The sequence below is a fragment of the Citrobacter sp. Cb028 genome, from assembly GCF_030336705.1.
Lineage (GTDB): Bacteria > Pseudomonadota > Gammaproteobacteria > Enterobacterales > Enterobacteriaceae > Citrobacter > Citrobacter braakii.
The window spans coordinates 224707-239229 of record NZ_JAOWCZ010000034.1 but is presented as its reverse complement, the minus strand read 5'-3'; the positions used below and the strand labels follow the sequence as shown (position 1 = coordinate 239229).

Here is a 14523-nt window from a genome sequence, read left to right as displayed (position 1 = left end):
TGACCGGCAGAATAGCAGGAGGCAAAATGACCAGGAGAATTCCTGGTACAGACCCAGAGAGTTAACAGGTTTCCGCTACGTTAACCCGCAAGGTTGGGCAGAGAAGACACATCTCAAGCAGCACGGCGACGTATTCCCGAGCCTCTTTTTTCAGATCAAAAGATTCAGGGGCAAATAACCAGTTCTCGATAATTCCGGTAACATAACTACGCAGCAGCACCGCCACGCGACGCGTGTTCAGATTTTCCGGCAGCATGTTGGCGTTCATGCAGTGCCACAATGTTTGTTCGATACGGTCGTAATTTTCAATACACAGACTGCGTTGAGCTAGCTGAACTGAGGCCATTTCCCCGACAAATTCGCATTTGTGGAATATAATTTCCAACAATAAACGTCGGCGTTCTTCTGTCACGGTAGCTTCAAGAACGTAAATTAAAATTTCTCTTAATACTGATAGTGGATCGTCGGGGAATTTTGCCTGATACTCAGTCTCTAACTCATCAATGTTAGGTTTTGCTAGCTCCCAGATTTCACTGAATAAATCCGATTTGTTTTTGAAATGCCAATAGATCGCGCCGCGCGTGACACCAGCGGCTGCTGCGATCTCCGCAAGCGAGGTGGATGATACCCCTTGTTGCGAAAACAAACGCAGAGCGACATCGAGAATGTGCTGTCGAGTTTCCTGTGCTTGTTGTTTGGTTTTTCGTGCCATAGGTCAGTGAATTTACAGGCGTTAGATTTACATACATTTGTGAATGTATGTACCATAGCACGACGATAATATAAACGCAGCAATGGGTTTATGGGCTTTCAGCCATTGATCAATTTGAAATCGGACACTCGAGGTTTACATATGAACAAAAACAGAGGGTTAACGCCTCTGGCAGTCGTTCTGATGCTCTCAGGCAGCTTAGCGCTAACAGGATGTGACGACAAACAGGCCCAACAAGGGGGCCAGCAGATGCCAGAGGTTGGAGTTGTTACGCTCAAAACTGAACCTCTACAGATAACAACCGAACTCCCGGGTCGCACCAGTGCGTATCGCATTGCAGAAGTTCGTCCTCAGGTTAGCGGTATTATCCTGAAGCGTAATTTCACGGAAGGTGGTGACATCGAAGCGGGTGTATCTCTCTATCAGATTGATCCTGCTACTTACCAGGCCGCTTATGAAAGCGCAAAAGGCGATCTGGCAAAAGCACAAGCCGCAGCAAATATCGCTCAACTGACGGTCAAACGTTATCAGAAACTGTTGGGTACTAAGTACATCAGTCAACAGGATTACGATAGTGCACTGGCAGACGCACAACAGGCGAACGCCTCCGTTGTCGCCGCGAAAGCCGCGGTAGAAACTGCACGCATCAATCTGGCTTATACCAAAGTGACGTCGCCGATCAGCGGCCGCATTGGTAAATCATCCGTTACTGAAGGCGCTCTGGTGCAAAACGGTCAGGCAACCGCACTGGCAACCGTTCAGCAGTTGGATCCCATCTATGTGGACGTGACGCAGTCAAGCAACGATTTCCTGCGCCTGAAACAAGAGTTGGCCAACGGCACGCTGAAGCAAGAAAACGGTAAAGCGAAAGTCGAACTGGTGACCAATGACGGCATTAAATTCCCGCAGTCCGGTACGCTGGAATTTTCTGATGTCACGGTAGATCAAACCACCGGGTCGATTACGTTACGCGCAATCTTCCCTAACCCGGATCACACCTTACTGCCGGGTATGTTCGTCCGTGCTCGTCTGGAAGAAGGGACTAACCCAACTGCATTACTGGTTCCACAGCAAGGCGTTACCCGCACACCGCGTGGCGATGCCAGTGCATTGGTTATCGGTGCAGACAACAAAGTTGAAACCCGTCAAATTGTCGCCGCACAAGCGATTGGCGACAAATGGTTAGTCACTGATGGACTTAAACCGGGCGACCGCGTGATTGTCACTGGGCTGCAAAAAGTACGTCCTGGCGCGCAGGTAAAAGCGCAGGAAATCACCGCTGATAACAACCAGCAAGCTGCAAGCGGTAGCCAGCCTGAACAGTCCAAGTCTTAACTTAAACAGGAGCCGTTAAGACATGCCTAATTTCTTTATCGATCGCCCAATATTTGCGTGGGTGATCGCCATTATCATCATGTTGGCAGGGGGGCTCGCGATCCTCAAATTGCCGGTAGCGCAATATCCGACTATTGCACCGCCAGCAGTGACGATCTCCGCGACCTACCCTGGCGCTGATGCCAAAACAGTACAGGATACTGTTACGCAGGTTATCGAACAGAATATGAACGGTATCGATAACCTGATGTACATGTCCTCAAACAGTGACTCCACGGGTACCGTGCAGATCACGCTTACCTTTCAGTCTGGTACTGATGCGGATATCGCGCAGGTACAGGTGCAGAACAAACTGCAGCTGGCAATGCCGCTTCTGCCGCAGGAAGTACAACAACAGGGTGTGAGCGTTGAGAAATCATCCAGTAGCTTCCTGATGGTTGTCGGCGTAATCAACACCAACGGCACCATGACGCAGGAGGATATTTCCGACTACGTGGGCGCCAACATGAAGGACGCCATCAGCCGTACTTCAGGTGTGGGTGATGTTCAGCTGTTCGGTTCCCAGTACGCGATGCGCATCTGGATGGATCCGAACAAACTGAATAACTTCCAGCTGACGCCGGTTGATGTGATCAGCGCCATCAAAGCGCAGAACGCCCAGGTTGCAGCCGGTCAGTTAGGCGGTACGCCGCCGGTGAAAGGCCAGCAGCTTAACGCTTCGATCATCGCGCAAACCCGTCTGACCTCCGCCGATGAGTTCAGCAAAATTCTGCTGAAAGTGAATCAGGACGGTTCCCAGGTGCGTCTGCGTGACGTAGCGAAAGTAGAACTGGGTGGCGAAAACTACGACATCATTGCGAAGTTCAACGGTAAACCGGCATCCGGTCTGGGTATCAAGCTGGCGACAGGCGCTAACGCCCTGGACACCGCAAACGCTATCCGCGATGAACTGAAGAAGATGGAACCGTTCTTCCCGTCAGGTCTGAAGATCGTTTACCCGTATGACACTACGCCGTTCGTGAAAATCTCTATTCACGAAGTAGTGAAAACGCTGGCGGAAGCCATCATCCTCGTGTTCCTGGTAATGTATCTGTTCCTGCAGAACTTCCGCGCGACGCTGATTCCGACTATCGCCGTGCCGGTGGTGCTATTGGGTACGTTTGCCGTCCTTGCGATTTTCGGCTTCTCGATAAACACGCTGACGATGTTCGGGATGGTGCTCGCCATCGGCCTGTTGGTGGATGACGCCATCGTTGTGGTCGAGAACGTTGAACGTGTAATGGCTGAGGAAGGGCTACCGCCGAAGGAAGCAACACGTAAATCGATGGGCCAGATTCAGGGCGCACTGGTTGGTATCGCTATGGTGCTTTCAGCGGTATTTATTCCGATGGCCTTCTTCGGGGGATCTACCGGTGCAATTTACCGTCAGTTCTCCATCACCATTGTTTCGGCGATGGCGTTATCAGTCCTGGTGGCATTGATTCTGACCCCTGCCCTGTGTGCGACCATGCTCAAACCGGTTGCTAAAGGCGATCACGGAGAAGGCAAAAAAGGTTTCTTCGGCTGGTTTAACCGCATGTTCGATAAGAGCACGCACCATTACACAGACAGCGTGGGCGGAATTCTGCGCAGCACCGGTCGTTATCTGGCGCTGTATCTGATCATCGTCGTGGGTATGGCCTATCTGTTTGTTCGTCTGCCAAGCTCGTTCCTGCCGGATGAAGACCAGGGGGTATTCCTGTCAATGGCTCAGCTGCCAGCGGGTGCAACGCAAGAGCGTACCCAGAAGGTGCTGGATGAAATGACGGATTACTATCTGACCAAAGAAAAAGCGAACGTTGAATCGGTGTTTGCCGTTAACGGCTTCGGTTTTGCAGGACGTGGTCAGAACACCGGTATCGCGTTCGTCTCTCTGAAAGACTGGAGTGAACGTCCCGGCGAAGAGAACAAGGTTGAGGCAATTACTCAACGTGCGATGGGCGCATTCTCGCAGATTAAAGACGCGATGGTCTTTGCTTTTAACCTGCCAGCGATTGTGGAGTTAGGGACCGCGACCGGTTTCGACTTCCAGCTGATTGACCAGGCAGGTTTAGGTCATGAGAAGCTGACTCAGGCGCGTAACCAGCTGTTTGGTGAAGTTGCGAAACATCCTGATCTGTTAGTCGGCGTACGTCCTAACGGTCTGGAAGACACGCCGCAGTTCAAGATCGATATCGATCAGGAAAAAGCGCAGGCTCTGGGTGTATCCATTAGTGATATTAATACAACGCTGGGTGCAGCATGGGGCGGAAGCTACGTAAATGACTTCATCGACCGTGGTCGTGTGAAGAAAGTTTACATCATGTCTGAAGCGAAATACCGTATGTTGCCGGAAGATATTGGAAACTGGTATGTCCGCGGCAGCGATGGACAGATGGTACCGTTCTCCGCCTTCTCTACCTCACGTTGGGAATATGGTTCACCACGTCTGGAACGCTATAACGGTCTGCCTTCCATGGAAATCTTAGGCCAGGCCGCACCGGGTAAAAGTACCGGTGAAGCCATGGCAATGATGGAGGAACTGGCCAGCAAACTGCCATCCGGTATCGGCTATGACTGGACCGGTATGTCCTACCAGGAACGACTGTCCGGCAACCAGGCCCCTGCTCTGTATGCCATTTCACTGATTGTCGTATTCCTGTGTCTGGCGGCATTGTACGAGAGCTGGTCAATTCCGTTCTCCGTCATGCTGGTGGTACCGTTAGGTGTTATCGGTGCATTGCTGGCGGCAACGTTCCGCGGCCTGACCAACGACGTTTACTTCCAGGTAGGCCTGCTCACAACCATTGGGTTGTCGGCGAAGAACGCGATACTTATCGTCGAATTCGCCAAAGACTTGATGGATAAAGAGGGTAAAGGTCTGATAGAGGCGACGCTGGATGCGGTCCGCATGCGTTTACGTCCGATCCTGATGACATCGCTGGCCTTTATTCTGGGCGTAATGCCGCTGGTTATCAGCTCCGGCGCAGGCTCCGGCGCGCAGAACGCCGTTGGTACTGGCGTAATGGGCGGGATGGTGACGGCAACCGTGTTGGCTATCTTCTTTGTTCCGGTGTTCTTTGTGGTGGTACGCCGCCGCTTTAGCCGCAAAAGTGAAGATCTTGAGCATAGCCACTCAGTAGACCATCATTGATAGATCTCTAAAGATAAGGCCGCGCAAGCGGCCTTTTTTCTGGAAAAATCATAAAAATCACTTATTGCTATTTCGTTTATTTTCTCCAGGGTAAATAAGCGATATAATCCCTGTAGCCTTAAAGGCTATTCTTAAAAATCATTGAGAGTTCTTATTTACTTTAATAAATATTAAGATTATTCCTGGTAAGCGGTTCACATTGTCGATTGTTACCTTTCGTTGCTAAACCTAATCAAGATAACTCGATGATTGCCCGAAGAATAAAGAAATTGTCCGATTCCGAATAACCGCATTTATCTGTTAAAATGTAAAAATGACCTGACATCATAAGTTTGCATAATTGTAATTTTTCGTGATATGACGATGAAATCTTTTTTAGACTAGATTATAGTTAAATCATCAGGAGTCGCGGGCAAGTTCCAGGTAGTCTGTTGTATCCATCCCGAAGGTGTTCGGTTAGTTTAAGCTACGAAGAAGGGGATGCGTTATGGATGAATACTCACCCAAAAGACATGATATCGCGCAGCTTAAATTTCTCTGCGAAACCCTGTATCATGACTGTCTTGCAAACCTTGAACAAAGTAACCATGGCTGGGTTAATGACCCTACCTCTGCCACCAGCTTGCAGCTCAATGAACTGATAGAGCATATTGCAACCTTCGCACTTAATTATAAAATTAAGTACAATGAGGACAATAAGCTGGTCGCGCAGATAGATGAATACCTGGATGACACTTTTATGTTGTTCAGCAGTTATGGTATTAATACGCAGGATCTGCAGAAATGGCGGAAGTCAGGTAATCGACTGTTTCGCTGTTTTGTCAATGCCACCAGGGCTAATCCTGTTAGTTTGTCTTGTTAAAAATTATTACAATCATAGGTAAGATTTATGTCCGATAAACCATTAACTAAAACTGATTATTTGATGCGCCTGCGACGTTGTCAGACAATTGACACACTTGAGCGCGTTATTGAAAAAAATAAATATGAATTGTCCGACAACGAACTGGCTGTATTTTACTCAGCAGCAGATCACCGCCTTGCGGAATTGACCATGAATAAGCTCTACGACAAGATTCCAACTTCTGTTTGGAAATTCATTCGCTAATTGCTCACGGGTTAAGTCAGGTATAGCGGTACATTTGTCTGGCTGACCATTTTCGTATTTACAATGGTTATTTAAATCAAATCACGTGACTACGATCACAGCGAAGAAGTGGGAACGTTCCCCTTGTTTGCATTGCGTTTTACTGTGTTGAAATGACCTCCAGTACACAGGAAATTCGTAATGAGTAATGAAAAGCAAAAAATGATCGCCGGTGAACTTTATCGCCCGGCGGATGAAACATTGCGCCACGACCGATTACGCGCTCGTCAGTTGACTCATCGCTACAATCTCACCGCTCCCGATGAAAAAAATGCGCGACAAGCTATCCTGCATGAGCTGTTGGGCCAGAGCGAAGGGGCTTACATTGAACCCTCTTTTCGTTGTGATTACGGCTATAACATCTATCTCGGTAAAGAATTTTACGCCAACTTCGACTGCGTTATGCTCGACGTCTGCCCGATCCATATTGGCGACAACTGCATGTTAGCCCCAGGAGTCCATATTTATACCGCCACCCACCCGCTGGATGCCACCGAGCGAAACAGTGGCATGGAGCTGGGCAAACCCGTGACTATTGGCAACAACGTCTGGATAGGTGGACGCGCAGTGATAAACCCTGGCGTAACGTTGGGTGATAACGTGGTTGTGGCCTCAGGCGCGGTGGTCACGAAAAGCGTTCCGGCAAACTGCGTGGTTGGGGGCAATCCCGCCAGAATTATCAAAACGCTGTGATCTTAAATGTAACTGTTATACTAAATTGTGGTTAATCTGTTACTTTCTTCACAAGGTATCCCCTTTTAAAATAGGGCGATCGCATCTGAATATCGTAGACACCACAAAGGCAAGAGATGACAGAAATACAGCGCCTGCTTACCGAAACCATCGACGACTTAAATATTCGCGAAAAGCGCGACAACAAACCGCGCTTTAGCATCAGCTTTATTCGCAAACATCCCGGCCTGTTCATCGGCATGTATGTTGCGTGGTTTGCCACACTGGCGGTGATGCTGCAGTCAGAAACGTTAGTCGATTCAGTATGGCTGCTGGTGGTTCTGTTCGTCATACTCAACGCGTTTTTCTTTTTCGACGTTGCGCCGCGATACCGCTTTGAAGATATCGACGTACTGGATTTCAGAGTTTGCTATAACGGGGAATGGTATAACACGCGCTTTGTCCCCCCTTCACTCATCGATACCATCCTGCACTCACCTTCCGTCGATAGCGAACATAAAGCGCAGCTGCAAAAGATGATATCGCGTAAGGGAGAACTCTCGTTCTACGATGTCTTTACGCTAACCCGTCCCCAGACCAGCCAGTAACCACATCTCAACGCAGATAAAAAAAGTGCGTCCCGGTGAAGGAAACGCACTTTAATCCCTGAAATGTTGGTAAAGAAACTAACGTCTTTTTTTACGCCCCTGAACAGCTTTAAAGCGCGGATTCGTTTTGCAGATTACGTACAAACGCCCTTTGCGTTTCACTATCTGGCAGTCAGGATGACGCTGTTTTGCACTACGAAGTGAATTGAGTACCTGCATCTTAACCTCGCTTAGTGCCAATAAAATGACCAAAACGTTTCTGGAAACGTGCTGCACTGCCTTCGTTATCAAAGGTTTTTTGTTTCCCGGTATAGTACGGATGCGATTTGGAAGAGATATCCAGGGTCACGTACGGGTACATTTTCCCCTCAAACTCAATCTCACGTTCCGTTTTAATGGTCGAGCCGACCTTAAAAAATTCATTGGCGCTGGTATCGTGAAACACCACAGTACGGTAAAAAGGATGAATATCCGGCTTCATGGCAACCTCAATTTGTTACGTTATAACATAACCATAAAAATACACCACTCTTGTATAAATCACAACCTGGTTTACGCGATTAAGAGTTAAACGGGATGATAAGTGGCCGTAAATATATGATGCCAATCGAATTGCTTTTTCGGCTTTCGGATATACTTTCCCTACGCTGTGTTAATAAGGATATCACTGTGATAACACGACATCTGATAAGCTTGGTGACTGGGGTGCTGTTTCTTTCCATCCTCGCGCCCGTAGGTTTAAGCCTGTGGCTGGCGCATCGTCAGGTCGAAACGAAATTTATCGATGAACTCGATATGTTCTCAACCCGAGTCGCATTACGTACGGAACGCGTAGGTGAACAGGCCAAAAAAGCGTTGCGCCATATTGAAGCTTTTCAGGGTGAACCTTGTAGTGAAGAGCATCTGCTTGAAATGCGTCGTTTGTCATATAGCTATCGCTATATTCAGGAAGTGCTGTACCTCAAAGATAACGTTCCACAATGCTCATCCCTGGAAAAAAGAAGCCGGGCAGCCGCGTTTCCTCCTGCAATGAAAATCACGCCTGATGGCTACCACGCATGGTTGACCATGCAAAACGATTTGGGCATCAAGCGTTTTATGGCGGCATTAGGTAGCAAGCATTACGTCGTGATGATCGATCCCGGTTCTTTTATTGATGTCATCCCGTTTGGCTCATGGCCGATTGAAGTCGCTATCATTGGTACCGCGCGTAACACGGTGGTAGCCAGTAGCACCGATCTGCCACCGGATGTTTTACAACATATGCAACTAGAGCATTCGATTACCCATCTTCAGAAAGACGGCAGTATTTATAACGCCCGCCCCTTCCCCGAACTGGGCATTACGGTTGTAACCTGGGCATCCACTGTACCTTTGCAAAAGAGCTGGCACCGACAAGCGCTAATCTGGCTACCGGCAGGGATCCTCCTCGGCTTACTCACCGCAGCCTTTATTCTGCGTATTTTGCGCCGTTTACAGTCCCCTCATCACCAGTTGCAGAACGCTATCCAGCATCGGGATATCAAGGTCTACTACCAGCCGATTATCTCGCTCAAAACGGGGAAAGTGGTCGGGGCAGAGGCGCTGGCTCGCTGGCCACAGGCCGACGGGAGCTATCTGTCGCCTGAGATTTTCGTCGCACTGGCGCAAGAGACCGGGCTTTCAGAGCCGCTCACCCGTTTGATTATTGAAAGCGTATTTGACGATTTAGGAAAATGGTTGCGTCAATATCCCCACCAGCATATATCCATTAACCTTGAGTCAGCCGATCTGACCTCCGAAACGCTTCCTGCTCTGTTAAGCCAGAAGGTGAACCACTGGCAACTTAAGCCTGCGCAAATCGCGCTGGAGCTGACCGAACGCGAATTTGCCGACCCAAAAAACAGCGCGCCGTTTATTGCTAAATACCGACAGGCAGGCCATTCGATCTATATTGATGATTTTGGTACCGGCTATTCAAGTCTTAGCTATTTGCAGGATCTGGATGTGGATATCCTGAAGATCGACAAATCGTTCGTCGATGCGCTGGAGTACAACAACGTCACGCCGCATATCATCGAGATCGCGAAAACGCTGAAGCTGGAGATGGTGGCAGAAGGTATTGAAACCGAGAATCAGGAAGCCTGGCTACGTCAGCACGGCGTGCAGTACGGTCAGGGCTGGCTCTACAGTAAAGCGCTGCCGAAAGCGGAATTTATTCTGTGGGCAGAAAAACGGCTTTAGCATGGCTGTTGATGTTGAGATGGCTGGCGGCACGCCGCACAGCCAGTCACATCACTCTTCCATAATGGGCGCAAATCCACCGTAGATCATTCGCTTGCCATCAAATGGCATAGATTCACCGAATTCCTTCATACGGGGATCGGACATCATCTTCTGATTCGCCGCATCGCGGACCTCTTTGGAAGGGTATTCAATCCAGCTGAATACCACTTCTTCATGATCCTGCGCTTTCACAGCCATGCGAAAATCGGTCAGTTTGCCGTCGGGGACATCATCTGCCCAGCACTCCACCACGCGCAATGCACCGAACTCCTTGAAAAGCGGAGCTGCTTTTGCCGCCATCGCAATGTACGCCTCCTTGTTTTCAGCGGGTACGGCAACCACAAAGCCATCAACATACTTCATGAGAAAAACCTCCGAAGTGTACTGCGCGACAAGCCGATTCCGGCCGCGTCAGTCGAGGTTAAGTTTAGTCGCCAGCAGGCGATCGTGCCCCAGGCGCATTCCTGATACGAATACGCGCCTGCGGCTGATGGCAAAACCATGGCAGGCAAATTTGAATCAGCGGCCCAATAGCCAGTGCATACAGCACCGTTCCAAACCCAACGGTTCCCCCCAACAGCCAACCAATAAGCAGCACCGACACTTCGATTGCGGTTCGAATTCGTCGTACTGGCCAGCCGGTACGCGCGTGAATTCCAGTCATCAGACCGTCACGTGGGCCCGCGCCAAAACCGGCACCAATGTACAGAGCGGTTGCTAACGCATTCAGTATCACCGCTGACACCAGCAGCCCGCTGCGCGCCAGCAGGGATTCAAATCCCGGAATCACCAGCAGCGCGACATCTGCCGCCAGCCCAATCATAATCACGTTGCTTAACGTGCCAAACCCTGGGCGCTGGCGTAGCGGTATCCACGCCAGAAGCACCAACACACCCACGGCAATAATCACCACGCCGATATTCATCGACAGTAAATTTGCCACCCCCAGGTGAAACACGTTCCACGGATCGGCCCCTAAATCGGCACGGACAAACATCGCCGTCGACACACCGTACAGCGTCAGCCCGATAAACAGCTGAAGTAAACGACGCAGCATGTTCTTCCCCTCTTACTCTCAGATAACTTTCATCTTCACCGCAATTGGCACTATGATTAATGTCCAGTTTTCAAAAAGTGGACTGCTATGTCATCTCGCCGTTACGGAAGCCAGTCTTTGCAACGCCTGCTCGGACACTGGCAGGAAAGTCCCTCACGAACGCCCATCTGGCGACAGTTGGCAGAAGCGTTACGTTTGCTGATCCTCGATGGGCGACTGGCGCTGGATAGCCGCTTGCCCGGTGAACGCGAACTCGCTGCCGTTCTGCAAGTCAGCCGAACCACCGTCGCCAGCGCCATGGCGCAACTGCGTGAGGAGGGATATCTGGAAAGCCGACATGGTAGCGGTTCACGGGTGATCCTGCCGGAACACATTCGCCATGTGCCAACGCGGACCAGCACTGGCACAGCGCTTGATTTGTCCACGGCAGCGCTGAGTGCCGGTCCTGAAATTCATCAGGCTTACCAGCAGGCACTGTTCGCAATGCCGCAGCATCTGCTGAGCTCCGGGTATCTACCGCAGGGACTGTCGGTTTTGCGTGAATCCATCGCCCGGCATTATTGCGAACGCGGACTCCCGACGCAGCCCGACGAAATAATGGTCGTGAACGGCGCGGTCAGCGGTCTGGCGTTGATCCTGCGTTTACTCACCGGCCCCGGCGATCGCGTAGTGGTAGATCACCCCACTTATCCGCTGGCCATTGCAGCAATACAAGGGGCGTCATGTCGCCCCGTCGGCGTGTCGCTGCCCGAGCACGGTTGGGATACGGCGGGTCTGGTCGCCACCATCGCGCAAACTGCACCGAGAATGGCCTATCTGATGCCGGATTTTCACAACCCGACCGGGCGCTGTATGGACACCGCTACTCGCCAGGTCGTGGCGGATATTGCTGAAAGAACCCACACGACGTTGGTGGTCGATGAGACCATGGTGAACCTGTGGTATGACGCCCCACCGCCACCGCCGCTTGCCGCATTCAATCGCGATGCCCCGATCATCCTGCTCGGTTCAGCAGGGAAAAGCTTTTGGGGCGGATTACGTCTGGGCTGGATTCGGGCGTCGGCGCGTACCATTGCCGCGCTGGTCCAAACCCGCGACACCTTCGATTTGGGCTCCCCAGTGCTTGAACAACTTGCCACCAGTTGGCTGCTGGATAACGCCGAGGACTTTCTTCCTGACAGAAGACGCCGACTCACATCACAGCGAGACCTGTGCTCGCGCCTGATGAACTCACATTTCCCGGAATGGCAGTTTACCCAGCCACAAGGAGGACTCTCTTTCTGGGTTGAACTACCTGATACGCTGGCGACGCTCTTTGCCACGCGCGCCGAAAGTGCAGGCATTCAGTTGGGAACCGGTACGCGGTTCGGCCTTGATGGCGCATTCGACCGCTTTTTGCGTATGCCCTTCACGTTGCCGGATGACACAGCATGTGCCGCCTTCAGAGTGTTGCAACCTATTTGGGATAGCCTGCGTTTGCAGGCCAGCGGCGGGAAAATGCGTAAAATAATCTAAACGACGAGTTAAAGGACCCGCTCTTGAATGCCGTGATGGACGAGGAGGTCCTGGCAATACTACCGCTGAGGAGGAACCGGAAAACCCTTCAGGGAAATCACGAAATTCTCACCGTCTTTCTTAATTTTTGCCCCGGCATCACACCAGTCGGAGGCAATACGGAAGAACTCATCGCTGCCGACATTCCAGCTCAGACGAACGTGTTTCACATAACCGGAGCGCAGCATTTCACAGGCTTCGCCATAATTACAGGCGGTTGAGAGCGATTGTTGTTTCATTTTTTCTTCTTCAGTAATCTTCGCAATGCTTTGATTTCTTTAGGAGTCAGTGCGTCAACTACGGATTCTTCCGTATGCTGGCTATCGATATCCTCAGCGGAGACTCCCACCTCTTCAATGGCGGAAAACGCGATTAGTAGCAGTTTTTCCGTGGCGATACTCAAATTTTCATTATGCACTTCAGCATAATGGCGAAGCTTTTCTTTTAGCGCCTCATCAACTTTGACATTCAATACAGCGGTCGACATCGTAGAAAATCCTTGTGGTCAGCCACAACACACCGGATGTAAGACCATGTCATTACAGCGCAATGGCGGCGGCAAAAGCTCAAATAACATCCCCAAAACACAGTGACAGTATTTGATGACAATAAAATGACGATACGATGACAAAGAAAAGAAGATAAACAAAAGAGAAATTGCCGGACGGCTGAAATGGGTGGGGGCCCTGCCAGCTACATCCCGGCACACACGTCATCTGCCTTGGCTGCTTCCTTCCGGACCTGACCTGGTAAACAGAGTAGTGTTGCGGGAGAACCAACAGAGCCCCCATTGAGAGCGTTGTTAACCAACGCGCAGGCGCATTATCACTGCTGCACCCTGTAATTGCAACCCATCCAGCATCGGATGCTGTTTTCTTGTGCAATGCGGCTTCACTCCTTCGCCATTCGGCATTATGCTGGAGGATTAGCGCAGGAATAAATGATGGATATACAGGACTCTTTCCCCCAACGCGTCTGGCAAATCGTCGCTTCAATCCCCGAAGGTTTCGTCACCACGTATGGCGATGTTGCCAGGCTTGCGGGATCGCCGCGCGCTGCGCGTCAGGTAGGCGGCGTGCTTAAGCGTCTCCCCGAAGGCAGCACCCTGCCCTGGCATCGGGTGGTCAATCGCCACGGAGCCATTTCGCTGACGGGTCCCGACCTGCAACGACAACGTCAGGCGTTGCTGGCTGAAGGAATAGTGGTTTCAGGAAGCGGACAGATCGATTTACAGCGCTATCGCTGGGTGTACTAACCCTCTCCAGGCGGAGAGGGTTACAACGACCTTAGTACTGCGTGGGAGCCGGAACCGCAGATGACGGATTCACCTGGGTTGGTGACGTTGACGGAACCGTGGTAGTAGCCCCACCGCTCGCCTGAACCGGTACTGCTGTTTGCTGTACCGGGACCAGCGTCAGGTCGGCTTTAGTCCCACCCTGATTGATGACCGTCTGAACGGTATCAGTAATAAAGACCAGTTTATCATTTACCGTAATAGCCGCACTCAACAGAATACGGGCGTTAGGTTGAATATCTGCCGGGTTGAACGGTAATACAAAGCTGAATGGCGCTTGTTTACCTTCAGTACGAACCGCTTTTTGCGACAGCACTTTTGACGGCGCATCGGCCAGTGAAGCATCTGACAGCGTAACGGTTAGCACCGCATCGGGTGGCAAGGCCACTTTCTGACGGATCCATACTGTCCCGGAGACATTTGGCTGCTGAATTTTAGACTGTGTGTCAGAAATTGACGTATTAGGGCTTGGCGCAGGTGTCTGAATATCAGCGCTTTTATCGGCACAGGCCGCCAGAGCGACTGCAACCGCTAAACCACTTACCATGTGCACGAGTTTCATTAAATTCTCCTTATCATCTATGCACCAGCGAGAACTTTCCTCGCCAGAAGAGTGGTTAACAAAAACATAACGTGACTAAGTGTGGCACAGGACAGCTATTTTTGCCTGTAATAGGCCAGTAATTCAGACAATTGCACCCATCGGA

Annotated in this window: 16 protein-coding genes, 1 other RNA gene and 1 pseudogene; 9 read left to right on the top strand and 9 right to left on the bottom strand. The window is 50.7% G+C overall.

Annotation, left to right across the window (positions count from 1 at the left end; genetic code table 11):
* Nucleotides 1–61: 61 nt before the first annotated feature.
* Nucleotides 62–712: a multidrug efflux transporter transcriptional repressor AcrR gene (acrR, locus tag OGV75_RS10690; RefSeq protein WP_047358018.1), complete on the bottom strand. Its 651-nt coding sequence runs from the start codon at nt 710–712 to the stop codon at nt 62–64.
* Between the two features lie 141 nt (nt 713–853).
* On the opposite strand from acrR, the gene acrA reads away from it, so the two are divergent.
* The 6 genes from acrA to OGV75_RS10660 all read left to right on the top strand — a co-directional run bounded on the left by acrA (nt 854) and on the right by OGV75_RS10660 (nt 7646).
* Complete coding sequence (gene acrA / locus OGV75_RS10685; protein ID WP_016152074.1) at nt 854–2047, top strand: multidrug efflux RND transporter periplasmic adaptor subunit AcrA; 1194 nt, start codon at nt 854–856, stop codon at nt 2045–2047.
* Nucleotides 2048–2069: 22 nt separating this feature from the next.
* Entirely contained in the window at nt 2070–5219 is a 3150-nt protein-coding gene (gene acrB, locus OGV75_RS10680) for an efflux RND transporter permease AcrB (protein ID WP_016152073.1), read from the top strand.
* 487 nt (nt 5220–5706) lie between these two features.
* Nucleotides 5707–6081, top strand: coding sequence for an Hha toxicity modulator TomB (gene tomB, locus OGV75_RS10675; protein ID WP_019076175.1), 375 nt, complete (start codon nt 5707–5709; stop codon nt 6079–6081).
* A gap of 27 nt (nt 6082–6108) precedes the next feature.
* A complete protein-coding gene (gene hha, locus OGV75_RS10670; protein WP_002892050.1) occupies nt 6109–6327 on the top strand; it encodes a hemolysin expression-modulating protein Hha in 219 nt (72 codons plus the stop codon).
* A 180-nt stretch (nt 6328–6507) separates the two neighbouring features.
* On the top strand, nt 6508–7059 hold the full coding sequence (gene maa / locus OGV75_RS10665) for a maltose O-acetyltransferase (RefSeq protein ID WP_016152072.1): 552 nt from the start codon (nt 6508–6510) through the stop codon (nt 7057–7059).
* A gap of 116 nt (nt 7060–7175) precedes the next feature.
* Nucleotides 7176–7646: a YlaC family protein gene (locus tag OGV75_RS10660; protein WP_016152071.1), complete on the top strand. Its 471-nt coding sequence runs from the start codon at nt 7176–7178 to the stop codon at nt 7644–7646.
* A gap of 78 nt (nt 7647–7724) precedes the next feature.
* Here the strand turns inward: OGV75_RS10660 and ykgO are convergent, their stop codons facing one another.
* Both ykgO and OGV75_RS10650 read right to left on the bottom strand, forming a co-directional pair.
* Entirely contained in the window at nt 7725–7865 is a 141-nt protein-coding gene (gene ykgO / locus OGV75_RS10655) for a type B 50S ribosomal protein L36 (RefSeq protein WP_005125190.1), read from the bottom strand.
* A 1-nt stretch (nt 7866) separates the two neighbouring features.
* On the bottom strand, nt 7867–8127 hold the full coding sequence (locus OGV75_RS10650) for a type B 50S ribosomal protein L31 (protein ID WP_016152070.1): 261 nt from the start codon (nt 8125–8127) through the stop codon (nt 7867–7869).
* Nucleotides 8128–8315: 188 nt separating this feature from the next.
* On the opposite strand from OGV75_RS10650, the gene pdeB reads away from it, so the two are divergent.
* On the top strand, nt 8316–9869 hold the full coding sequence (pdeB, locus tag OGV75_RS10645) for a cyclic di-3',5'-guanosine monophosphate phosphodiesterase PdeB (RefSeq protein ID WP_103928974.1): 1554 nt from the start codon (nt 8316–8318) through the stop codon (nt 9867–9869).
* A gap of 51 nt (nt 9870–9920) precedes the next feature.
* Here the strand turns inward: pdeB and OGV75_RS10640 are convergent, their stop codons facing one another.
* The gene (locus OGV75_RS10640; protein ID WP_003831033.1) at nt 9921–10274 is read right to left on the bottom strand and encodes a DUF1428 domain-containing protein; all 354 of its coding nucleotides are present in this window, start codon (nt 10272–10274) and stop codon (nt 9921–9923) included.
* A 64-nt stretch (nt 10275–10338) separates the two neighbouring features.
* Complete coding sequence (gene yczE, locus OGV75_RS10635) at nt 10339–10968, bottom strand: membrane protein YczE (RefSeq protein ID WP_016155872.1); 630 nt, start codon at nt 10966–10968, stop codon at nt 10339–10341.
* A gap of 87 nt (nt 10969–11055) precedes the next feature.
* Between yczE and yczR the strand changes: the two genes are divergently transcribed.
* On the top strand, nt 11056–12483 hold the full coding sequence (gene yczR, locus OGV75_RS10630) for a MocR-like transcription factor YczR (RefSeq protein WP_047501908.1): 1428 nt from the start codon (nt 11056–11058) through the stop codon (nt 12481–12483).
* 59 nt (nt 12484–12542) lie between these two features.
* On the opposite strand, the gene OGV75_RS10625 is transcribed toward yczR, so the two are convergent.
* The 3 genes from OGV75_RS10625 to ffs all read right to left on the bottom strand — a co-directional run bounded on the left by OGV75_RS10625 (nt 12543) and on the right by ffs (nt 13303).
* Entirely contained in the window at nt 12543–12761 is a 219-nt protein-coding gene (locus OGV75_RS10625) for a hypothetical protein (RefSeq protein WP_016152066.1), read from the bottom strand.
* The gene (locus OGV75_RS10620; RefSeq protein WP_016152065.1) at nt 12758–13009 is read right to left on the bottom strand and encodes a hypothetical protein; all 252 of its coding nucleotides are present in this window, start codon (nt 13007–13009) and stop codon (nt 12758–12760) included. Before OGV75_RS10620 ends, OGV75_RS10625 begins: the two co-directional genes overlap by 4 nt.
* Nucleotides 13010–13206: 197 nt before the next feature.
* Nucleotides 13207–13303, bottom strand: an RNA gene (gene ffs, locus OGV75_RS10615) — signal recognition particle sRNA small type.
* An 84-nt stretch (nt 13304–13387) separates the two neighbouring features.
* Between ffs and OGV75_RS10610 the strand changes: the two are divergent.
* Nucleotides 13388–13777, top strand: a pseudogene (locus tag OGV75_RS10610) (MGMT family protein).
* A gap of 31 nt (nt 13778–13808) precedes the next feature.
* Here OGV75_RS10610 and OGV75_RS10605 read toward each other — a convergent pair.
* Entirely contained in the window at nt 13809–14378 is a 570-nt protein-coding gene (locus OGV75_RS10605) for a YbaY family lipoprotein (protein WP_016152063.1), read from the bottom strand.
* Nucleotides 14379–14523: the final 145 nt, after the last annotated feature.